The following is a 20,733-nucleotide window of genomic DNA, read 5'->3' as shown; positions in this document are numbered from 1 at the left end:
CTTCAGTGCCCGGTCCAGGCATCCGTTGCGTCGCACACTTCAGCGGCGGGATGCGAACGGGCGTTTGCGCGTTTTCCCGCGCAAACGGGCCCTCTTTTTTCCCATCATTTTAAAAGACTGTAAAAAATGCACACCAACATCACCCGCACGCCGTTTCCGGCATCGCAAAAAATTTATGTCAAAGGCAGCCTGCACAACATCAAAGTGGCCATGCGCGAAATAACGCTCACGGATACACGCCTTCATGGCCGCAACGGCGCCACCGAAGCCAACGCGCCCGTTACCGTTTACGACGCCAGCGGCCCTTACACCGATCCCACCGTTCACATCGATCCCGCCAAAGGCCTGCCCCGCTTGCGCCAGACATGGATCGCCTCCCGCGGGGACGTGCAATTGCTCGATCAATTTTCTTCCGCTTACGGCCGCGCGCGCCTCGCCGATGCTTCGCTGGACCATCTCCGTTTCGAGCACCTTCAGCTTCCTTGCAAAGCCAAACCCGGCGCCAACGTGTCGCAGCTGCATTATGCCCGCAAAGGCATTGTTACCCCTGAAATGGAATACATCGCCATCCGGGAGAACCAGCGCACGGAAGAACAGTTCCGCGCCGATAATTCCCTCTGGGCGCAACACCGCGGCACGGGCAAACACAACGCGTTCATCACCTCCGAATTTGTGCGCAAAGAAGTGGCCGAAGGCCGCGCCATTATTCCCGCCAACATCAATCACCCGGAAAGCGAACCGATGATCATCGGCCGCAACTTTCTCGTGAAAATAAACGCCAACATCGGTAATTCCGCCGTTACCTCTTCCATCGAAGAAGAAGTGGAAAAAGCCGTGTGGGCCTGCCGCTGGGGCGCAGATACGATCATGGACCTCAGCACCGGCAAACACATCCACGAAACCCGCGAATGGATCATCCGCAACAGTCCCGTGCCCATCGGCACCGTGCCTATTTACCAGGCGCTCGAAAAAGTGAACGGCAAAGCCGAAGAGCTTACCTGGGAACTGTTCCGCGACACGCTCATCGAGCAGGCCGAACAGGGCGTGGATTATTTCACCATTCATGCCGGCGTGCTGCTGCGGTATGTGGCGCTCACCGCCCGCCGCATGACCGGCATCGTGTCCCGCGGCGGTTCCATCATGGCCAAATGGTGCCTCGCGCATCATAAAGAAAATTTCCTCTACACGCATTTCAATGAGATCTGCGAGATCATGAAAGCCTACGACGTTGCGTTTTCTCTCGGCGACGGCCTGCGCCCCGGCTCTATTGCAGATGCGAACGACGCCGCGCAGTTCGCCGAGCTGGAAACCCTGGGCGAGCTCACCAAAACCGCCTGGCAGCAGGACGTACAGGTGATGATCGAAGGGCCGGGCCATGTGCCCATGCATCTCATCAAAGAGAATATGGACAAACAGCTGGAGCATTGCCATGAAGCGCCGTTCTACACGCTCGGCCCGCTCACTACAGACATTGCGCCCGGCTACGACCACATCACCAGCGCCATCGGCGCCGCCATGATCGGCTGGTTCGGCACCGCCATGCTGTGTTACGTAACGCCCAAGGAACATCTTGGCCTGCCAGACCGGGAAGACGTAAAACAGGGCGTGATCGCCTACAAACTCGCGGCGCACGCGGCGGACCTTGCCAAAGGCCATCCCGGCGCGCAGTACCGGGACAATGCGTTGAGCAAGGCGCGCTTCGAGTTCCGGTGGGAAGATCAGTTCAATCTTTCGCTGGACCCGGATACAGCGCGTGCTTACCACGATGAAACCCTGCCTTCGGAAAACGCCAAGGTGGCGCATTTCTGTTCCATGTGCGGCCCGCATTTCTGCTCCATGAAAATCACACAGGAAGTGAGGGAATACGCCGAGGCCGAAGCGGGCATGGCGGAGAAGTCCAAAGCATTTGCGGACCAGGGCGGCGAAATCTATTCCTGATGATCTGGGTGGTAACCGCTCCTGAAGCCGTTGAACAGGAAGCATCGATTTATTACGACCTGTTTTCCGCTGGTCTGGAAACGCTTTTGCTGCGCAAGCCCGGGTGGAGCGCGGCCGGGTATGAAAAGCTGGTACAAAGCATTCCGCCGGGTTTCCGTCATCGTGTGATGCTGGCGGGCTATCCCGAGCTGGTAGCGCCTTACGGCCTCAAAGGGCTGCATCTCAGCGAAAGGCTGCGGGCCATAGTTCCCACGAAGGAAACGGCCGCTTTCAGGGCTGCCGGCTTTTTCGTGAGCACGTCGCTACACCCGGGAATTTCGGGCGTAGCGGCTGATCCGTCAGACTGGGATTACCTGCTGCTTGGCCCTGTATTCGACAGCATTTCCAAAGCGAATTATAAAGGCCGGAGTTTTGACAGCGTGCCGTACAACGCGGTAGGCATCGGCGGCGTAACGCCCTGCAATGCGGAAGAGGTGCGGCAGATGGGGTTCTCAGGCGCAGCGCTGCTCGGGGCCGTATGGCAGGAGCCGGCGAAGGCGGTAGAGGTGTTTATGCGCGCAAAAGAGTTATGGAAATAGCCTGCGGTAACGATTCGGTTGGGGCAGATGGAGTTTTCATGCGCAGCGCTGCCCCATGGCTGGCGCAAGTCTTGCGGGCTTATGCGCGTATGCTGACTTGTGGAATCATAAAAATAAAACCATCAACGAACAACGCAATCATATGTCCACATACGTAATGAGCCTCGCCGGCCTGGACCCCAGCGGCGGCGCGGGTTTGCTGGCCGATATCAAAACTTTCGAAGCGCACCGGCTGCATGGTTTGGGCGTATGCACGGCCCTTACCGCGCAAACAGACAGCGAGTTCCTGGGCGTGGAATGGCTTACGGCGGATAAGATCATCGCGCAGGCATTGCCGTTACTGGAGAAATTCCCCGTGGCGTATTGCAAAGTGGGCATCGTGTCGCACCCCGCCGTGCTGGCGGAAGTGTTTCCAGCGCTGCGCAAGATCGCGCCCGGCCTGCAGTTTATTCTCGATCCCGTGTTGAAAGCTTCCGCCGGGTACGTTTTTCATTCAGCCATTTCCCGCCAGTGGGAAGCAGTGCTGCCGTACCTCCGCCTGCTGACGCCGAATTTCGAAGAAGTGATCGCTATGAGCGGAGAGCCGCATGGAGAGAAAGCGGCGCAGCACCTGGCAAGGCATTGTGCGGTTTTGCTGAAAGGCGGTCACCGTATGGACCGCAAAGGCTGGGATATTTTGTACGACGGAGATGCGCGTATCGATTTCGGGCCGCATTCGGATGACGTTTTTCCGAAGCATGGTTCGGGCTGCGTGCTTTCCGCCGCCATTACGGCTTTACTGGCAAAAGGCCTTTTGTTGGAAGACGCCTGCCGCGAAGGAAAAGCTTACACGTACCGTTACCTGCAAAGCAGTCCGTCGTTGCTCGGTTGGCATGGTATGCAGAATGCTCTTCAAAATAGCTCCGATTTCGGCCATCATCTAACCTGTTCCATAAAGCAGAAAGGGCAGCAATAAATCTTTCAACATGAAATGAAAACAAACATTTGCTCAAACTGTTTCAGAAGCCAAATATCCACAGGATGGGCGCGTTCATCGCAAGGCACCCGCACATACAAACAATCATTCATTTCCCTTTAAACAAACCAAAAAATGGAACGTCTCTTATACATTTCCCAACAAACGCCCGGCGCTTCGCATGTGGACAATATCCGCGAAGCCTGTGAAGCAGGCTGCCGCTGGGTGCAGCTCCGCGTAAAATCAGGCGATGTTTCCGCCATTGCGTTCGATGCAAAACAGGTCTGCGATCGATACGGCGCAAAATTGTCCATCAACGATCATCCCGTTATCGCCAGAACGGTCGGGGCTTTCGGGCTGCATGTGGGCCTGCAGGACATGCCCGTGCACGAAGCCCGCCGGATTGTGGGCGACGGCTGCTGGCTGGGCGGCACCGCCAATACGCTCAACGATGCGCTCATGCATGCCGATGCCGGAGCGGATTACATCGGCGCGGGACCTTTCCGCTTCACCGTCACCAAAGAAAAGCTCAGTCCCATTTTAGGCATTGATGGTTTCCGGCAGCTGATGAAAGGCATCGGCGGGAAACTGCCCGTGCTCGCCATCGGCGGCATCCTGCCGGAAGATATTCCGGCACTGATGAGCACCGGCGTGCAGGGCATCGCGGTATCGGGCCTCATCACCCATGCACCGGACAAAAAAGCCATGGTGGCGCAAATCATGGAGTTATTAAAAAACTAAATCGTTTTCAATGGACACACTCATCATAGCCGGAAGAACTTTTCAAAGCCGCCTGTTTACCGGCACCGGCAAATTCGGATCGCCGCGGGTAATGGAAGAAGCCATACTCGCCTCCGGCTCGGAACTGGTGACCGTGGCGCTCAAACGCGTGGACACTTCCGATACGCAACACGACGGGATGATATCCATTCTGCAACATCCGCACATTCACCTGCTGCCCAATACCTCCGGCGTGCGCACCGCCAAAGAGGCCGTGTATGCCGCGCAGCTGGCGCGCGAAGCGCTGGAAACCGACTGGCTTAAGCTGGAGATCCATCCCGACCCGCGATACCTGCTGCCAGACCCGGTAGAAACGCTGGAAGCGGCCAGGGAACTGGTGAAGCTCGGGTTCGTCGTGCTGCCGTACATCCATGCAGACCCGGTGTTGTGCAAACGCCTGGAAGAAGCGGGCGTGGCCGCGGTAATGCCGCTGGGCTCGCCGATCGGCAGCAATAAAGGTCTTCGCACGATCGATTTCCTGGAGATCATTATCGCGCAAAGCAAGGTGCCGGTGATCGTGGATGCGGGCATCGGCGCGCCTTCGCACGCCGCGCAGGCCATGGAAGCGGGGGCCGATGCGGTGCTGGTGAATACCGCCATCGCCGTGGCGCGGCAGCCCGTAAAAATGGCGGCCGCCTTCAAACAGGCCGTGGAAGCGGGCCGCGAAGCATATCTCGCGGGGCTGGGGAACGTTAGCGCGCATGCCAACGCCAGCAGTCCGCTGGTTGCGTTCCTCGACGAGTAACGCCCTGGATGCTTTTTCAAAACCCAATCATTCCGGAAAGCTCAAAACATTCGTATTTATGTCTTTCGAAAATATATTCCGCCAGCACTCCTGGAACGACGTACAATCCGCCATTTACCAAAAAACGCCCGCCGACGTGGAGCAGGCCCTCGCCCGGCCCCGCCGCACGATGGACGATTTTATGGCGCTCGTGTCTCCCGCCGCCGCGCCGTACCTCGAACAGATGGCCCGCATCAGCCGGCAGCTCACACAGCAACGTTTCGGGAAAACCATGCAGCTGTACGCGCCGGTGTACCTTTCCAACGAATGCCAGAACATCTGCACCTATTGCGGTTTCAGCTACGATAACCCGCTGCGGCGGAGAACGCTTACCGGCGCGGAGATCCTGCGGGAGATAGACGCCGTGCAGGCGCTGGGCTACGAGCATGTGCTGCTGGTTACGGGCGAAGCGCACCAAACCGTGGGCATGGAATATTTCAGCAAAACGCTCCCGCTGTTCAGGCAGCATTTCGCACAGGTGTCTATGGAAGTGCAGCCCATGGACCGTGATGAATACGAGCGCCTGATCCTGCTGGGGCTGCATTCCGTGCTGGTTTACCAGGAAACTTACCATGAAGGGGATTACCGCAAACATCATCCGAAAGGAAAAAAATCGCGTTTCCATTACCGTCTCGAAACACCCGACAGGCTTGGGTCTGCTGGGATTCACAAGATCGGGCTGGGCGTGCTGATAGGGCTGGAAGACTGGCGCACGGACAGCTTTTTTACCGCCCTTCACCTCGGTTACCTGCAAAAAACATACTGGCAAACCCGCTACAGCATTTCGTTCCCGCGCCTCCGCCCTTTTTCCGGCGGGCTTGCGCCCAAAGTGAACATGAGCGACCGCGAGCTGGTACAGCTCATCTGCGCTTACCGCCTTTTCAGCGAAGAAGTGGAACTGAGCCTGTCTACCCGCGAAAACGCCCGTTTCCGCGATCACATCGTGCAACTGGGCGTCACCACCATGAGCGCGGGCAGCAAAACCAATCCCGGCGGTTACGCGGTAGACCCGCAGTCGCTGGAACAGTTCGAGATCAGCGACGAACGCAGCCCGGGCGAAGTGGCGGATATGCTCCGGCGGCAGGGTTACGAGCCGGTATGGAAAGACTGGAGTGCGTTTCAATAAATAGGCGGATGCCTGTCCGGGAATCGTTTTCATCCGCTGACGAACGGGGCAAGACAAAAAATGACACGGGATTTGCGGGCATCCCCCTAACTTTGCGGCATGGATCAGTCGAAGGGGAAGATGTACACGATGCAGTTCTGGTTGCTTTGCACCAGCAATCTGCTGTTTTCCGCCAGTTTTAACATGATGATCCCGGAGCTTCCCGCTTACCTGACCAACCTTGGCGGCGCGGATTATAAAGGATATATCATCGGCCTGTTTACCCTGATGGCAGGGCTCAGCCGCCCGTTTTCCGGCAAACTGACGGATACGATCGGCCGTGTGCCGGTAATGGTGTTCGGTTCGGTGGTCTGCGTGATCTGCAGCATGTTGTATCCGCTCATCAGTTCCGTAGGCGCTTTCCTCCTCCTTCGTTTCTTCCACGGCTTTTCCACCGGCTTCAAGCCCACGGGCACTTCCGCGTATGTGGCAGACATGGTGCCGTTCAACCGGAGGGCCGAAGCCATGGGCATGGTCGGGCTTTTCAGCACCATCGGGCTGTCGCTCGGGCCTTCCATCGGCGGTTCCATCGCCAATATGTGGGGCATCATGACGATGTTCCAGGTTTCCGCGGTGTTCGCCCTGCTTTCCGTAGTGATCCTGATCGGAATGAAAGAAACGCTGCATTCGCGGCAAAGCTTCCGGCCGGCTTTGCTGAAAATTTCCCGGCAGGAGATCTTCGAGCCGCTGGTAATGGCGCCGGTCGTGATCACCTTTCTAACGTATTTCAGCTATGGCGCGTTATTGACCATCATCCCCGATTTCAGCGCGCACCTGGGGCTGCAGAATAAAGGGCTTTTCTTTACTTTTTTCACCGCCAGCTCCATCGGCATTCGGCTGCTGGCGGGCAAAGCGTCTGACAAATACGGCCGTGTGCCGCTGCTGAAAATATCCGCCACGCTAATGGCGATCAGTATGCTGATGATCGCCTGGGCAGACAGCCCGGCCTTTCTCCTGGCAGGCGCGCTGGTATACGGCGTGGCGCTGGGCATCAACAGCCCGGCCGTTACCGCCTGGACGATCGACCTTGGCCTCCCCGAGCACCGGGGGCGCGCTTTAGGCAGTATGTATATTGCTTTGGAAGCGGGTATCGGGCTGGGGGCTTTCTTTTCAGCACAATGGTACAACAACGACCCCACGCATTTCCCACGGGTGTTCTATATCATGGCGATCGTTACGATCCTTGCCACTGTTTACCTGGTGTTCATTTACCGGAACAAGTATGTGAGGTATATGCGGAAAACGATCCGCGCCTATGCCGGCAGGCATTAGGACTTGAACTGCCCTCTTTCGAAACGCATTTTTCCTAAAAACACTTCCCCGATGGAAGCGGCCTTTACTTTCGCCGTGGAAGCGCGCGGGCCGCGGAACAGTTCGTCTACCGTCTGGTGGAACAGGGCGATCCACCGGTCGAAATGCGGTTTGTCGATGGGCAGCGTGCGGTGTTTGGCGTAAGGAGCGCCCTGGTATTCCATAATGCCCAGCAGCTGGGCCCCCCAGAAGCGGTACATGGTCTGAAGATGTTTACCCCAGGCCTCGGGGGCGATACGTTCCGCGAAAACCGGCCCCAGTAAAGCATCTTGCTGGATCTTTGCGTAGAAGGTGTCTACCAGCAGCTGTATGTCCTGTATTTGCTCAATATCACGCATGGTACAAAGTTCGGGCATCCGGCGGTTTCTACCGATGATTAAGATCATTTCCCCGCTTAGCGGTGGCGCACAAAGCCGATCTCGTCGCGCGCATTGTTCTCCCACTCAATGATCTCCACCAGGAACTTCTGGATGTAACGGGTCACGTTTTCTTCTGTAATTTCTTCTGGCTCAATAGTTTCGAGCGTATCGTTCTTGGGTTTGTCCTCCGCCATCCCGTCGATAAAGGGATAACTGATCCACACTACGATCTGCCCGTTGCGGGTTTGTGAAAACGACAGGATCCCGCCGATCTTCATTTTCTGCACGATGCTGAACGGCGACTGCTCCACGATGCCGCTCGGCTCGTGGTCGAACACGAGATACACGGCTTCAAGGCCCAGCATCAGTTCGTTGGCCCCGGCTTTCCAGTTGAGCTTGTGTTTTTCGGTGACGCCCGAAAGGAACTGGATGAGGAAAGGCTTGGATTTCGCCTGCCAGCAAGCGCGCCGCTCCTGCACCTTTTGCAGCACCGCGGTATATTCCTGCGTGAGTTCGCTGATACTATTCATAGTGTAAAAAAAATAAAAACTGCACCCAAAGGTGCAGCTATGAAAAGGTTAAAGTCGTTCGTATAACTTTCTTAAACGGTCGCGGGTCATCAGTTTTTGCCAGTCCTTGCCCAACGCGTTCTCCCAAAGCGGCGCCAGGCCCATGCTCACGTCGATCATCTTTTCGAAGTCATCGTCCGTAAGTCCTTTGGTAATGTGCTGCGGAATTTCCACCTGGTGTTTTTCCACCATCTGCTTGAATTCCTTCACACCGGCGGGGTAAAACTCTTCCAGTTTGTCGAACACGATGCAGTTGCCGATACCGTGTTTGGTGCCCAGCAGGTAACTCAAACCGTAGCTCACCGCGTGCGCCACGCCCACCTGCGAATACGCGATGCTCATGCCGCCGGCGTAAGACGCCATCATCAGTTTTTCGTCCGCATCGTCGTCCCAGGCCGGTTTTTGCAGGTAGATCTCCTGGCAAAGCTCCAGCGCCTTTTCGCCGTAAGAACGGCTGAAAGCGTTGAGGTACGTGCCTTCCAGCGATTCGATGCAATGGATGTAACAGTCCATCGCGGTATAAAAACGCTGGTTCACCGGCGCGTTTTTGGTCAGCTCAGGGTCCAGCACGATCTGGTCAAAAGGTGTGTAATCTGAGTTCATGCCCAGCTTTTTGGTAGGGCCGGTGAGCACCGTGGTTCGGCTCACTTCCGCGCCGGTGCCGGAAAGCGTGGGTATGCCCACTTTATATACGGCAGGATTTTTGATGAGGTCCCAGCCCTGGTAATCCGCGGAGGAACCGGGGTTGGTCATCATAAGGGCCACGGCTTTCGCCATGTCCATCGTAGAGCCGCCGCCGATGCCGATGATGCCGCTCACTTCGCCGAACTCGGCTTTCAGTTCATCTCTCAAACGGTCCACATACACGGTTTTCGGCTCATGGGTCACGTCGATGAACACGATCTTGTCTTTTCCGCGCAGGGGAATGCGGGAAACGAACGGCTGGTTGCCTTCAAAAAAATGATCGACAAAAAATATCATCGGCGCATCGCCTTTGCGGTGGGGAGCAACGATCTCGTCTACCTGGTTGAAGGCGCCGCGGCCGAAGATGACGTAACCTACGAGTTTAAAATTCCTGAATTTCATGTATTCACAAAGTTTTGCGGTGTTCTGTAATTAATGCCCGAGCAGTTTCGAAGCGCGCTCGAGGTCTTCCGGCGTATCGATCTCCACGCCCATGTATTCGGTCACTACCATTTTCATGGAGATGCCGTTCTCCAGGTAACGCAGGCATTCCACCTTTTCGGCGGCTTCCAGCGGGCTCATGGGCGTGCGGGTGAATTGCAGCAATGCGTCGCGGCGGAATGCGTAGATGCCGATGTGCTCGTAATAAACCGGGTTAACGGCTTTGTCGCGCGGGTAAGGGATCACGGAGCGGGAAAAGAAAAGTGCGTTGAAATCCTTGTCCACAGCCACTTTCACGAAGTTCGGATCTTCAATGTCTTTCCAGTCTTTTAATACCTGCATCAGCGACGCCACCTGCACTTTTTTACCGGCTTCGCCTTCAAACACCTTCAGCAGTTTTTCCAAAGGTTCTTTTTGGGTGAAAGGGGTATCGCCCTGCACGTTCACCACAATGTCCACGTCGTCCATATCTTCCACGGCTTCGGCAATGCGGTCTGACCCGCTTTCGTGCTCGCGTTTGCTCATCACGGCCTTTCCGCCGTTGCGGGTAATCTCTTCGAAAATGATCTCGCTGTCCGTTACCACCATCACTTCGTCGAACACACCGGTTGCGCGGGCGGATTCGTAAGTACGCCAGATAACGGTTTTGCCCGCCAGCACGGCCATCAATTTCCCCGGGAACCGCGTGGCTGCGTATCTTGCCGGGATCAAGGCTATTGTCTTCATGTACGATGCTTGGATTATAAAACGCTTTTCACGGCGGCGGCCAGTTTCGCGGCGCGGTCGCGCAGTTCTTCATCCGTCCAGGCGAGGCTGATGGGGAAGGAAATGCAGCGGCCGATCACGGCGTCGGAAGCCGGGAATTCTTTTGTTTTATACTGTGCAAGGGCTTCCATCAGCGGCGCGGCGAAGCGCGTGAGCACGGAGCTGGTTTTCAGATGGTCCCATTTGCGGAAATAATGCCAGTTGTTGTCGAACCAGTGGAATGCGGGCAGACCGGCGGCTTTGATAGCTTTGGCGGCCGCGCGGGCGGTTTCCAGGTCGGGCAGGAAGAAGGTGAGATGCGTGCAGCTGTCGCCTTCCGGATCGGGAATGCGGCGGAAAGTGATGCCGGGAACCTCTGCCAGCGTGTTTTTCAGCACTTCCTTGTTGTTGCGGAGGATGGCGAGGAATTTATCCAGCTTGCGGATCTGCGCCAGGCCAACGGCGGCGTGCAGTTCGGAAATACGGAAGTTGTAACCGAGATATGGATGCCCGTCTGCGCCACGGTCTGCGCCGCCCAGGTGGTCGTGCCCGTGGTCGGAATACGCGTCGCATTTGGTGTATACGTCTTCCGAATTGGTGATCACCGCACCGCCTTCGGCGCAGGTGATGGTTTTCACGAAGTCGAAGGAGAAAGTGCCCGCGTGGCCGATGGAACCGAGCGCGCGGCCTTTATAGGTAGCGCCGGTAGACTGGCAGGCGTCTTCCAGCAGCAAAAGGTCATGTTCTTTACAGATGGCCATCAGCGCGTCCAGGTCTGCCATGGAACCGCACATATGCACGGGCATGATGGCTTTGGTTTTGGGCGTGATGGCTGCTTTTACCGCGGCGGGGTCGACGGTGAGGGTATCGTCCACATCCACCAGCACGGGCGTGGCGCCCACGCTCAGCACCGCTTCGAAGCTGGCTACAAAGGTAAAAGTGGGCATGATCACCTCGTCTCCCGCGCCCAGGCCCAATGCGGCCATAGCGGTGGTAAGGGCGGTGGTGCCGCTGGAGGTCAGCTGCGCATACTTAACGTTGAATCTTTCGCGGAGCGCCTGCTCCAGTTCCTTGGCTTTCCAGATGCCTTTGCGGGGGCCGTCGAAGCCGTAACGCATGTAAATGCCTGTTTCCAGTACGTCATTTACTTCCTTTTTCTCTTCAGCGCCAAATAGTTCAAATCCGGGCATATTGCTATAATTTTTGTAGTTGTGCAAAGGTAGAACAATCCCCGAATGCGTAAATCATAAAAAACGTTTATCTTTTGCTAAAAATTTAACATGCGTTCGCTCGTCATTATCATAGCCATTTCCGCGATTTCGGCCCTTAACCCGCTGCGGGCGCAGGATCCCGAAGTAAGCCGTATCAAAGCCCTCATGGATGTGCAGGTAAACGCCTGGAACCAGGGAAACATCGAGGGTTTTATGGAAACCTACTGGAAGTCGGATTCGCTGCTTTTTATCGGCAAAAAAGGAGTGACCTACGGCTGGCAGGCTACGCTGGACAATTATAAAAAATCCTATCCCGGCAAAGAAGGGATGGGCTCCCTTTCCTTTAACCTGCTGGAATTTAAAAAATTATCGCCCGATGTCTATTTCGTAGTGGGGAAATGGGAGCTGAAACGCACGATAGGCGACCTTTCCGGGCATTTTTCCATCCTCCTCCGCAAAATAAACGGGGAATGGAAGATCGTGGCAGACCACTCGAGCTAGTGATCGACTAACCGCCCAATACTTTACACCTAACATTATCCCTATGCTTGGAAAATCGGTGATCGTCGTCATTTTGGCTGTAATAAGCGTGGCGAGCTTTGTCAGCCGGGGTATTTTCCTGGAACTGCGAAAGCGGAAATAACCTGCCGGTTATAAAAAAAACGCCTGCCGATGTGTATTTTGTGGTACATCCAAACCTGCTATGCATAAATGTTCCTTTCTACTCCCGGCGATGCTGCTGGCCGCTTTTTCCCTGAGGGCGCAAACGGCGGACATTCTCATCAAAAACGCCCGCATCATCGACGGCACGGGCAATAACTGGTATTACGGCGAAATCGCCGTGAAAGACGGCCGCATCCTGCAAACCAGCCGCATGCCGATCAACGTCACGGCCACCCGCACCATCGATGCCGGCGGAAAAGTAGTAGCGCCGGGCTTTATCGATGTGCACACGCATATCGAAGGAGACGAATTTAAAGTGCCAACGGCGGAAAGTTTCATCTTCGATGGCGTTACCACCGTCGTGACCGGCAACTGCGGCTCTTCCAACGTAGACATCGGGAAATATTTCAGCCAGCTGGACAGCATGAAAGTGTCGATCAACGTGGCGTCCCTCATCGGGCACAACGATGTGCGCCGGGCGGTGATGGGCAGTACGGACCGCCTGCCCACGGCCGCGGAGCAGCAGCAGATGGAAGCGTTGGTAGACAAAGCCATGCAGGACGGCGCGGTAGGCCTTTCCACCGGTCTTATTTACCTCCCGGGCCTCTACGCCAAAACGCCCGAAGTAGTGGGGCTCGCCAAAGCAGCGGCCCGCCACGGCGGCGTGTACGCCACGCACATGCGCAACGAAGGCGATGCCGTGGAAGCCGCCATCAACGAGGCGCTCACCATCGGCAGGGAAGCGAAGATACCGGTAGAGATCTCCCATTTCAAAATAGGCGGCAAACAAAACTGGGGCCGCTCCAACATAACGCTGGCTATGGTCGAAAAAGCGAGGAAAGAAGGGCTGGAAGTAACGATCGATCAATACCCCTATACCGCCAGCAGCACCAGCCTTCGCACGATGCTGCCCGACTGGGCGCTTTCCGGCGGGCAGGATTCCATTGTATACCGGCTGAAAGATCCCGTGCTGCGCAAACGCATTGCTTCGGAAATGACGGCCACGTATAAACGAAGAAAGCTCAAGCACCTGGACTATGCCGTGGTGGCTTATTTCAGGCAAGACACGACGTACAACGGCAAAAATATCGCGGAGATCAACAAAATGCGCGGCCGCAAATCCAACCTGGCCAATGAAGTACAAACCATCCTCGATATTTCCGAGATCGGCAACGCCGGCATGGTGTTTCATGGCATGAGCGAGGAAGATGTGAGATACATCATGCAGTATCCTTACAACATGTTCGCCTCAGACGCGAGCATCCGTGAATTCGGCGTGGGCGTTCCGCATCCGCGCGGTTACGGCACCAACGCGCGCGTGCTCGGCAAATATGTGCGGGAAGAAAAGGTGATCAGGCTGGAAGAAGCGGTGCGGAGAATGACCTCGCTGCCCGCGCAAAAGTTCCGCCTGCCGCAGAGAGGCTTGCTGCTGCCGGGTTACGCGGCAGACATCGTGGTGTTCGACCCTGAAACGGTAAAAGACCTTTCCACCTTCACGGCTCCGCATCAATACTCCACCGGCTTCCAATATGTGCTGGTAAACGGCATAATAACGCTCGAAAACGGGAAACACAGCGGCATTCGCAACGGTGCCGTGCTCAGGCTGAACCAATGATCATTCGCCGCGTTCCTGCGGGCCGAGGCTGAGCATGATGCTGCTGATGATGGACAGTACAACGCTGAAGATAAGCGCCCACCAGAAGTTGTCTACCTTAAAACCTTTCACCAGGCTGCTGGCCCACAACACGATCAGCGCGTTGATCACCAGCAGGAAAAGGCCCAGCGTGACAACGGTAACCGGCAGCGTAAGTATCACCAGCACCGGTTTTACGATAAGATTCAGCAAACCCAATACGATGGCAAGTATCAGGGCAGTGGTAAAATTCTCCAGTTTTACGCCCGGTAAAATATAGGCGGTGAGCAGCGCCGCCAGGGCGGTAACGAGTATACGGATCAATATTCCCATGATAGCGGAAATTTGGCTATATAGAAATTACACAAAAAGTATGCTGAATGTTCACTCGGATGGTTATATCACGATCAGCTCATAGCAATCCTCCTTGTTGTAATATTGTTGTGCAAGCTGCTGCAGTTCCGCTGCGGTAATAGTTTTGATCGTGCGGATATTGTTGTAGAAATAATTTTCGTCGAGGTCGTTCAGGATCAGGTTTTTCCAGCGCTGTATCACCTGGAACGCGCCGTCGAGATCGCCGAGGATAGACCCGATCATGAAATTCCTCACCAGGCTCAGCTCTTCTTCCGGCACGGCTTCTTTCTGAAGCCGCTCCATTTCTTTATACACTTCCACCAGCGTGGCTTCGCACACATCGCGGCCCGCTTCCGTGGAAACGTTGATGGCGCTGGCCTGGCGGAAGTTGTACAGCTGCGAATGGATGCCGTAGGTATATCCTTTTTCTTCCCTGATATTGCTCATCAGCCGCGATCCGAAATAACCGCCGAAGATCGTGTTCAGCACAAGCATCTTCGGAAAATCGGGATGGTAGCGGTTCGGAAAAGGCCTTGCCACGCGCACCGCGCCCTGCACGCCGTTTTCGTCGTTGAAGATGCGGTATTTCTTTTCTTCCGCGGGCAGAATGGGCAGTTCGGGGCGCAAGGTAACCGTGTCGCCGTTCCAGTTCGTGCTGCCGAAATATTGGTTCAGCAGCGGGATGATGTTTTCAGGAAGATTTCCCGCGATAAATATTTTACAGTTGGCGTAGTTGTAATGGCGCTGGTAAAACGCTTTCAGGCTCTCGGTCTGCAACGCATCGTACGCTTCCATGCTGCTTACGCGGCCATATGGGTGAAACTCGCCGAACAGGTATTTGTCGATATGCCGGTTGGCGACGAACTCGCATTTCTGGAGGTTCACGGCCAGTTTCTGTTTCATGTTCTGCGAAAACACGGCCAGCTCCTCTTCGGGAAATACCGGGTCGAGGATCACTTCCTGCAGGATCGGCAGCAGTTCTGCGGTGTGTTTGGTAAGACAGTGCAGCGTATACGTCGCATTTTCGTGGAAACAGTTGCGGTTGAGATAAGCGCCGTAATATTCGGCCATTTCATTTATCTGCAAAGCGGAGTGTTTGCTGCTGCCGTTCTTCATGAGAAAATTCGCCGCGGATGCAACGAGGTTCTCGGTTTCGTACCAGCTGCCCGCCGGGAAGACGAGTTCCAGCTGCAACGTTTCCTGCTCTTCCGAGCGCACTACGTACACGGGAATACCATTGTCCAGCTTGAACTGTTCGTACGGCTTCAGCACAATATCAAAATCCACTGCATCTTTTATAGCGGGGGCCTTCTTTCTGTTGATCATGTCTTTAATTTCCTGCGTAATAGTGAATGGTGTTGGAGTTTTTCTCCGAAAAAATAATCCGCGCTTCTTCCTGTATGTCTTTGGCCGTCACACGCTCGTAATTTTCAAACTCGCTGTTCATCAGCGATGCGTCGCCGAGCAACTCGTAAAAGGCGAGATTGTTGGCGCGGCTCAGCAGGCCCATGTCTTCGAAGGCCAGCATGCTTTCCACGCGGTTCTTCACCTTTTGCAGCTCCCTTTCCGGGATGATCTCCTGCTGCACTTTCACCAGTTCTTCCTGCACGGCCTTTTCGGCGTCTTTCATTTTCACGCCTTTCACCAGCTTGCCGTCGATGGCCAGCAGGCCTGCGTCGAGACTGCCGAAATGATAACAGTCGATGTTGCTGAACAGTTTCTTTTCCTTTACCAGCACCTGGTGCAGGCGCGAAGAACCGCCGCCGCTGAGGATGTCGCTGAGAAGGTCTGCCGTGTAATACCGCTGGTCTTTGCGCGGGTAAATGTGATACGTTTTATACAGCGCGTCCAGCGGCACTTTTGCTTTGATCTCGAGCAGGTGCGCTTCCTGCTGTTGCGGTTCCGCGGGCAGGTTGCGAACGTATTTCTCGCCGCTGGGAATGTCTCCGAACCATTTTTCGGCCAGCGTTTTCACCTGTGCGGTGGTCACTTTCCCGGCCACCACGAGTATCGCGTTGATGGGGCGGTAGTGGCGGAAAAAGAAGGATTTTACATCCTCGAGCTTCGCCTGTTCGATATGCGCCAGTTCCCTGCCGATGGTCATCCAGCGGTACGGATGGCGGCTGTAGGCCAGCTCGCGCATTTTATGCCATACGTCGCCGTAGGGTTTGTTGATGTAATGTTCTTTAAATTCTTCGGTGACCACTTTGCGCTGCACTTCGAGGCTTTTTTCGGAGAACGCGAGGGAAAGCATGCGGTCGCTTTCCAGCCAGAAGGCCGTTTCCAGGTTCTCGGCGGGCAGTTCTATGTAATAATTGGTCAGGTCGTTGGTGGTGTAGGCGTTGTTTTCGCCGCCGGCCATCTGCAGGGGCTCGTCGTATTCCGGGATGTTCACGGAGCCGCCGAACATGAGGTGCTCGAAAAGATGCGCGAAACCCGTCTGCGCGGGATCTTCGTCGCGCGCGCCCACGTCGTACATCACGTTTACCACGGCCATGGGCGTAGTGGCGTCTTCGTGTACGATCACACGTAATCCGTTATCGAGGGTGAATCTGTTGTAATGGATCATAATTGATGGCAATAATAGCGTTTTGGCCGTTATTTCAGCCAAAACATGCAAATTTACGACAAATGCGGATAGCTACAATATGCTGCGGATCGGCAGTTTTTTCAGCATCAGCTCGCCGTCGCGCATGATGAGCAGCGTGGGGCGCGTGCCGATGTTCTTGAGGATGTCGCGGTACACCTGCAGGTTGGAAGTGAAATTGTTGTTGATCGCCAGCACGAAATCGCCGGGCTTGAAACCGGCCTTTTCCGCCGGGGAGTTCCGGATCACGTCGGTGACCTCTATCCGGTTGTCTATCAGGTAAATAATGAGGCCGGTGTAGGAATAATCGAACTGGTCGCGGAAGTGCGTATTGGGCATCAGGTGGATCTCCTTTTTGCCGTAATTGAGCGTGAGGTTGAAGCGGCGCAGCAGGTCGTTGCCGATCATGCCCGCCAGCGAGGGGTATGAGGTAATGTTGGTAACATCGTCGAAAAGATAGGTGGGCACGTTCCTGAAATTGTACGACCCGACCCTGAATTCGTTCATGGTGGTGATGTACATCTGCATTTTGCCGCCGAGGCCCTGGGCTTCGGTGGGTATCACCTTGGCTTTGCGTTTCACCAGCAGCGAACTGTCTTTCACGAACTGCGTGCTCAGCAGCAGGCACATGCCCGCGCCCGTATCGAAATAATAGCGGTGGGTCACGTTATGTTTGCCGCTGCGCAGCGGCGAGCTCACCACGGGAATGTAGGTGAGGTTGGGCTTCAGCATATGCCCGCCGCGCGGGTATTTGAAGCGCCCTTTGGACCATATCGATATTTCTTCCTTGTCGTAATCCACCTGGAAAATATACTTGCTCAGCACGCTGTAACCCATGATGCCGTCTATCTGGATGCCATATACCTGGCTGATCAGTTCGTAATTATTTACATGGAAATCAAGACTGTCGATCTGCAGCCCGGGCAGATGCAGGGTATTGTCCGTCGCGAAGGATATGTTTTTGCTGGCTACGAGGCCACGCACGATCTTGTCAGACGGGGTGAGCTTCAGCCCCAGCTCGATGCAGGTGGCGGTGTCCAGGGAAATGCCGGCGCTGCCGGTGTCCAGCAGGAATTGCAGGGTATCGGGGAAGTTGTTGAGTTTGGCGGAGATCACCACCACGCCGCCATAGTACTGCTTAAACGGGAAACGGGTGATAAGCCGGGCTTCCGGTTCTTCACCGGCGTCTTCGGTTTCCTGCGCAAAGACTGGAGGAATGAACAGCAGGCACAGGACGATAACGTGAAAAAAGGCTTTGGCTCCCATAATCAAAAGGTGCTATACATCGTATTTACCTAAATTTAACATTTCTGGTCAAACCGCTTTCATCTAATTCGTACAAGCGGCAAAATAAATTCTCCGGATACCCTACCTTTGTTTGCAAGATGCAATTACAGGACTTATACAAAAAGGCGCAGGAATTCGGCTTTTTGACGGCGGAGGAAGGTGTTTATATGTTTGAGAACGCCCCGCTGGCCGAACTGATGGAGATAGCCAACGAGCTGAGGAAACAACAGGTGCCCCATGGCAAGGTTACCTGGCAGATTGACCGGAATGTGAACACAACGAACGTATGCACGGCCAACTGTAAATTCTGCAATTTCTACCGTATTCCCGGCCATAAAGATGCCTATATCACCGGCATCGAAGAGTACAAGGTGAAGATCGACGAAACCCTCCGCTACGGCGGCGATCAGCTGTTGCTGCAAGGCGGCCATCACCCGGAGCTCGGCCTGAAATTCTACACGGATCTTTTTTCCGAATTAAAATCGCTTTATCCCGAGCTTCGCCTGCACACCCTCGGCCCCCCCGAAGTGGCGCACATCACCAAGCTCGAAAAAAGCACGCATATAGAAGTGCTCCGCGCCCTGCAAAAAGCGGGGATGGACAGCCTGCCCGGCGCCGGCGCCGAAATTCTTAACGACCGTGTGCGCCGCCTGATCTCCAAAGGCAAATGCGGCGCGCAGGAATGGCTCGACGTGATGCGCGCGGCGCACAAGCTCAATATCGCTTCCTCCGCCACCATGATGTTCGGACACGTTGAAACCGTGCTGGAAAGGTTTGAGCACCTCGTGGCCATCCGCCAGGTGCAAAGCGAAAAACCGGAAGGGCACTACGGCTTCACCGCCTTCATCCCCTGGACGTTCCAGGATGTAGACACCCTGCTGGCGCGCATTCGCGGCGTTCATAACATGACCACCTCCGAAGAATATATCCGCATGATCGCCATGAGCCGCATTATGCTGCCGAATGTCCAAAACATCCAGGCTTCCTGGCTCACCGTGGGCAAATCCGTTGCGCAGCTGTGCCTGCACGCAGGCGCGAACGATTTCGGGTCTATCATGATCGAAGAGAACGTGGTGAGCGCCGCCGGTGCGCCGCACCGTTTCACTTACCGCAGCATCCAGGATGCGATCCGCGAAGCGGGCTTCGAGCCGCAGCTGCGCAACCAGCTCTACCAGTTCCGCGAAATCCCGCAAACGATCGAAGAACAAGTGATCAATTACTAATATTTTTACTTCTGATGATGAAAAGGCCGTTCCCCCGTGGAGCGGTCTTTGTTTTTATACTATTTTAACAGTTCCCCAAAAGTTATGTTAAATAGCGGAAGCCCATGTATCTTTTGTACCGCCTTCGCCGTCTAAAGAATATAAACACTAGAGCTATGAAGAACAAGATGAGATTTTTAACCGTGGGGATGCTCTCAGGACTGGTGTTGTTCCTTGCATCCTGTTCCAGCACAAAGGTCACTTCCTCCTGGAAAGAACCGCAGGCTGCTATAAATGCTGATCAAAAGATCCTCGTGATGGCGCTCGTAAGCGACCGCGAGGGCAGCCTGAGAAACAATATGGAAAGGGAAATGGTGACCACGCTCCGGCAAAAAGGCTACAACGCCGTTTCGGCTTACAACGAACTCGGGCCTCATGCATTAAAAGGCCTGAACGAACAAAAAGCCATGAACAGGATCCGCAGAACGGATGCAGACCAGGTACTGACCATCGTGATGCTGGACAAATCCAAGGAAAAGAATTACGTGCCGGGCAGAACGATGTACGGCCGCCCGTTCCCGATGTATTACGGCCGCTTCTGGCCTTATTACAACTGGATGTACGGCCGCGTGTACGAACCGGGCTATTACACCACCAACACAAAATATTTCCTCGAAAGCAATCTTTATAACCTGAAGAACAAACAGCTGATCTATTCCGTGCAAACGGAAACCTTCGATCCTTCATCCGCCGCGCGCATGGCCGTAGTGTACAGCCAGCAGGTGATCAAAGACATGACGAAGCAGCAGCTGATCTCCCGGCGTTAGTACATCAAGAGTAGTACAGTACCGTCATAATCAACATCAGGCAGGTAACTTGCGTAAGAGCAGGTTGCCTGTTGGTGTTTTTAGAGAGTTTTCATATGTTTACCGGCCTACTCTATGCTTGAACTGCCTGTAAACGATACCACCCTTCTCCGTCAGCTGCGGACAACAGACGCCCCGGAACTTTTCCGGCTGATCAATCACTGCCGCAAAACGCTGCGCAAATTCCTTCCCTGGGTGGATTATAACACCAACGAAGAACATTCCCTCCGTTTTATAGAGCTCATGATGCGGAAAGCAGACGAGCAGGAAGCCGTTGCTTTTGGCATTTGGTTTAATAACCAGCTGTGCGGCGTAATCGACCTCCACGACTGGGACCATACGCTGCAAAAGGCCGAGATCGGCTACTGGATCACACCCGAAGCGCAGGGCAGGGGCATCGTTACACAGTCGTGCAAAACCCTTATCGGGTATGCCTTTGCGGCCATGCGGCTGAACAAGGTGGAAATCCGTTTTGTGTTGCAGAATGAAAAAAGCGCGCAGATACCCATCAAACTCGGGTTCGCCAAAGAAGGCATCCTCCGCCAGAGCGCGAAATTACACGGCCAGTATGTGGACATGGTGGTGATGGGAATGCTCCGTAAAGACTGGAAGCCCCAATGAT

Annotated in this window: 21 protein-coding genes; 12 read left to right on the top strand and 9 right to left on the bottom strand. The window is 55.0% G+C overall.

The window, feature by feature from the left end; all coding sequences use genetic code 11:
- Positions 1–126 precede the first annotated feature (126 nt).
- The 7 genes from thiC (at position 127) to J7I43_RS12015 (ending at position 7,472) form a co-directional block, all read left to right on the top strand.
- The gene (gene thiC, locus J7I43_RS12045; protein WP_209145927.1) at positions 127–1,938 is read left to right on the top strand and encodes a phosphomethylpyrimidine synthase ThiC; all 1,812 of its coding nucleotides are present in this window, start codon (positions 127–129) and stop codon (positions 1,936–1,938) included.
- A complete protein-coding gene (locus tag J7I43_RS12040; protein WP_209145926.1) occupies positions 1,938–2,516 on the top strand; it encodes a thiamine phosphate synthase in 579 nt (192 codons plus the stop codon). Before thiC ends, J7I43_RS12040 begins: the two co-directional genes overlap by 1 nt.
- 142 nt (positions 2,517–2,658) lie before the next feature.
- Positions 2,659–3,471 carry a hydroxymethylpyrimidine/phosphomethylpyrimidine kinase gene (locus J7I43_RS12035; RefSeq protein WP_209145925.1) on the top strand — a complete coding sequence of 271 codons (813 nt, stop codon included), beginning with the start codon at positions 2,659–2,661 and terminating at the stop codon, positions 3,469–3,471.
- Between the two features lie 135 nt (positions 3,472–3,606).
- The gene (gene thiE, locus J7I43_RS12030; protein WP_209145924.1) at positions 3,607–4,212 is read left to right on the top strand and encodes a thiamine phosphate synthase; all 606 of its coding nucleotides are present in this window, start codon (positions 3,607–3,609) and stop codon (positions 4,210–4,212) included.
- Positions 4,213–4,222: 10 nt separating this feature from the next.
- Positions 4,223–4,996: a thiazole synthase gene (locus tag J7I43_RS12025; protein WP_209145923.1), complete on the top strand. Its 774-nt coding sequence runs from the start codon at positions 4,223–4,225 to the stop codon at positions 4,994–4,996.
- 58 nt (positions 4,997–5,054) lie between these two features.
- Positions 5,055–6,161: a 2-iminoacetate synthase ThiH gene (gene thiH, locus J7I43_RS12020; RefSeq protein WP_209145922.1), complete on the top strand. Its 1,107-nt coding sequence runs from the start codon at positions 5,055–5,057 to the stop codon at positions 6,159–6,161.
- A 99-nt stretch (positions 6,162–6,260) separates the two neighbouring features.
- Positions 6,261–7,472, top strand: coding sequence for an MFS transporter (locus J7I43_RS12015; RefSeq protein WP_209145921.1), 1,212 nt, complete (start codon positions 6,261–6,263; stop codon positions 7,470–7,472).
- On the opposite strand, the gene J7I43_RS12010 is transcribed toward J7I43_RS12015, so the two are convergent.
- The 5 genes from J7I43_RS12010 to J7I43_RS11990 are packed head-to-tail and all read right to left on the bottom strand — an operon-like array spanning position 7,469 to position 11,498.
- Positions 7,469–7,849, bottom strand: coding sequence for a group III truncated hemoglobin (locus tag J7I43_RS12010; RefSeq protein WP_209145920.1), 381 nt, complete (start codon positions 7,847–7,849; stop codon positions 7,469–7,471). The genes J7I43_RS12015 and J7I43_RS12010 overlap by 4 nt on opposite strands.
- A gap of 56 nt (positions 7,850–7,905) precedes the next feature.
- Entirely contained in the window at positions 7,906–8,400 is a 495-nt protein-coding gene (locus J7I43_RS12005; RefSeq protein WP_209145919.1) for a hypothetical protein, read from the bottom strand.
- Between the two features lie 48 nt (positions 8,401–8,448).
- A complete protein-coding gene (locus J7I43_RS12000; RefSeq protein WP_209145918.1) occupies positions 8,449–9,525 on the bottom strand; it encodes an iron-containing alcohol dehydrogenase family protein in 1,077 nt (358 codons plus the stop codon).
- 30 nt (positions 9,526–9,555) lie between these two features.
- Positions 9,556–10,290 carry a 3-deoxy-manno-octulosonate cytidylyltransferase gene (gene kdsB / locus J7I43_RS11995; protein ID WP_209145917.1) on the bottom strand — a complete coding sequence of 245 codons (735 nt, stop codon included), beginning with the start codon at positions 10,288–10,290 and terminating at the stop codon, positions 9,556–9,558.
- A gap of 14 nt (positions 10,291–10,304) precedes the next feature.
- Positions 10,305–11,498, bottom strand: a complete 1,194-nt coding sequence (locus J7I43_RS11990; protein WP_209145916.1) for a DegT/DnrJ/EryC1/StrS family aminotransferase — start codon at positions 11,496–11,498, stop codon at positions 10,305–10,307.
- 90 nt (positions 11,499–11,588) lie between these two features.
- Here J7I43_RS11990 and J7I43_RS11985 point away from each other — a divergent pair, with 90 nt between their 5' ends.
- Complete coding sequence (locus J7I43_RS11985; protein ID WP_209145915.1) at positions 11,589–12,020, top strand: YybH family protein; 432 nt, start codon at positions 11,589–11,591, stop codon at positions 12,018–12,020.
- A 202-nt stretch (positions 12,021–12,222) separates the two neighbouring features.
- Positions 12,223–13,797: an N-acyl-D-amino-acid deacylase family protein gene (locus J7I43_RS11980; RefSeq protein ID WP_209145914.1), complete on the top strand. Its 1,575-nt coding sequence runs from the start codon at positions 12,223–12,225 to the stop codon at positions 13,795–13,797.
- On the opposite strand, the gene J7I43_RS11975 is transcribed toward J7I43_RS11980, so the two are convergent.
- The 4 genes from J7I43_RS11975 to J7I43_RS11960 all read right to left on the bottom strand — a co-directional run bounded on the left by J7I43_RS11975 (position 13,798) and on the right by J7I43_RS11960 (position 18,022).
- Positions 13,798–14,148, bottom strand: coding sequence for a phage holin family protein (locus tag J7I43_RS11975; RefSeq protein ID WP_209145913.1), 351 nt, complete (start codon positions 14,146–14,148; stop codon positions 13,798–13,800).
- 63 nt (positions 14,149–14,211) lie between these two features.
- The gene (locus tag J7I43_RS11970) at positions 14,212–15,495 is read right to left on the bottom strand and encodes a M16 family metallopeptidase (RefSeq protein WP_209145912.1); all 1,284 of its coding nucleotides are present in this window, start codon (positions 15,493–15,495) and stop codon (positions 14,212–14,214) included.
- A gap of 4 nt (positions 15,496–15,499) precedes the next feature.
- On the bottom strand, positions 15,500–16,738 hold the full coding sequence (locus tag J7I43_RS11965) for a M16 family metallopeptidase (RefSeq protein WP_209145911.1): 1,239 nt from the start codon (positions 16,736–16,738) through the stop codon (positions 15,500–15,502).
- Between the two features lie 72 nt (positions 16,739–16,810).
- Entirely contained in the window at positions 16,811–18,022 is a 1,212-nt protein-coding gene (locus tag J7I43_RS11960; protein ID WP_209145910.1) for an aspartyl protease family protein, read from the bottom strand.
- Between the two features lie 119 nt (positions 18,023–18,141).
- On the opposite strand from J7I43_RS11960, the gene mqnC reads away from it, so the two are divergent.
- The 3 genes from mqnC to J7I43_RS11945 all read left to right on the top strand — a co-directional run bounded on the left by mqnC (position 18,142) and on the right by J7I43_RS11945 (position 20,732).
- On the top strand, positions 18,142–19,266 hold the full coding sequence (gene mqnC, locus J7I43_RS11955) for a cyclic dehypoxanthinyl futalosine synthase (protein WP_209145909.1): 1,125 nt from the start codon (positions 18,142–18,144) through the stop codon (positions 19,264–19,266).
- Positions 19,267–19,421: 155 nt separating this feature from the next.
- On the top strand, positions 19,422–20,072 hold the full coding sequence (locus J7I43_RS11950) for a hypothetical protein (protein ID WP_209145908.1): 651 nt from the start codon (positions 19,422–19,424) through the stop codon (positions 20,070–20,072).
- Between the two features lie 114 nt (positions 20,073–20,186).
- A complete protein-coding gene (locus J7I43_RS11945; protein ID WP_209145907.1) occupies positions 20,187–20,732 on the top strand; it encodes a GNAT family N-acetyltransferase in 546 nt (181 codons plus the stop codon).
- The last annotated feature ends 1 nt before the right edge of the window (position 20,733 follow it).

The sequence above is a fragment of the Chitinophaga chungangae genome (assembly GCF_017742215.1).
GTDB classification, from domain to species: domain Bacteria; phylum Bacteroidota; class Bacteroidia; order Chitinophagales; family Chitinophagaceae; genus Chitinophaga; species Chitinophaga chungangae.
The sequence above is the reverse complement of the archived record's forward strand: the minus strand, read 5'-3'. Positions and strand labels throughout refer to the sequence as shown.

Bases quoted from the DNA above. Each gene is read 5' to 3' on its own strand.
- thiC (WP_209145927.1), top strand. From the start codon at position 127: ATGCACACCAACATCACCCGCACGCCGTTTCCGGCATCGCAAAAAATT.
- J7I43_RS12040 (WP_209145926.1), top strand. From the start codon at position 1,938: ATGATCTGGGTGGTAACCGCTCCTGAAGCCGTTGAACAGGAAGCATCG.
- J7I43_RS12035 (WP_209145925.1), top strand. From the start codon at position 2,659: ATGTCCACATACGTAATGAGCCTCGCCGGCCTGGACCCCAGCGGCGGC.
- thiE (WP_209145924.1), top strand. From the start codon at position 3,607: ATGGAACGTCTCTTATACATTTCCCAACAAACGCCCGGCGCTTCGCAT.
- J7I43_RS12025 (WP_209145923.1), top strand. From the start codon at position 4,223: ATGGACACACTCATCATAGCCGGAAGAACTTTTCAAAGCCGCCTGTTT.
- thiH (WP_209145922.1), top strand. From the start codon at position 5,055: ATGTCTTTCGAAAATATATTCCGCCAGCACTCCTGGAACGACGTACAA.
- J7I43_RS12015 (WP_209145921.1), top strand. From the start codon at position 6,261: ATGGATCAGTCGAAGGGGAAGATGTACACGATGCAGTTCTGGTTGCTT.
- J7I43_RS12010 (WP_209145920.1), bottom strand. From the start codon at position 7,849: ATGCGTGATATTGAGCAAATACAGGACATACAGCTGCTGGTAGACACC.
- J7I43_RS12005 (WP_209145919.1), bottom strand. From the start codon at position 8,400: ATGAATAGTATCAGCGAACTCACGCAGGAATATACCGCGGTGCTGCAA.
- J7I43_RS12000 (WP_209145918.1), bottom strand. From the start codon at position 9,525: ATGAAATTCAGGAATTTTAAACTCGTAGGTTACGTCATCTTCGGCCGC.
- kdsB (WP_209145917.1), bottom strand. From the start codon at position 10,290: ATGAAGACAATAGCCTTGATCCCGGCAAGATACGCAGCCACGCGGTTC.
- J7I43_RS11990 (WP_209145916.1), bottom strand. From the start codon at position 11,498: ATGCCCGGATTTGAACTATTTGGCGCTGAAGAGAAAAAGGAAGTAAAT.
- J7I43_RS11985 (WP_209145915.1), top strand. From the start codon at position 11,589: ATGCGTTCGCTCGTCATTATCATAGCCATTTCCGCGATTTCGGCCCTT.
- J7I43_RS11980 (WP_209145914.1), top strand. From the start codon at position 12,223: ATGCATAAATGTTCCTTTCTACTCCCGGCGATGCTGCTGGCCGCTTTT.
- J7I43_RS11975 (WP_209145913.1), bottom strand. From the start codon at position 14,148: ATGGGAATATTGATCCGTATACTCGTTACCGCCCTGGCGGCGCTGCTC.
- J7I43_RS11970 (WP_209145912.1), bottom strand. From the start codon at position 15,495: ATGATCAACAGAAAGAAGGCCCCCGCTATAAAAGATGCAGTGGATTTT.
- J7I43_RS11965 (WP_209145911.1), bottom strand. From the start codon at position 16,738: ATGATCCATTACAACAGATTCACCCTCGATAACGGATTACGTGTGATC.
- J7I43_RS11960 (WP_209145910.1), bottom strand. From the start codon at position 18,022: ATGGGAGCCAAAGCCTTTTTTCACGTTATCGTCCTGTGCCTGCTGTTC.
- mqnC (WP_209145909.1), top strand. From the start codon at position 18,142: ATGCAATTACAGGACTTATACAAAAAGGCGCAGGAATTCGGCTTTTTG.
- J7I43_RS11950 (WP_209145908.1), top strand. From the start codon at position 19,422: ATGAAGAACAAGATGAGATTTTTAACCGTGGGGATGCTCTCAGGACTG.
- J7I43_RS11945 (WP_209145907.1), top strand. From the start codon at position 20,187: ATGCTTGAACTGCCTGTAAACGATACCACCCTTCTCCGTCAGCTGCGG.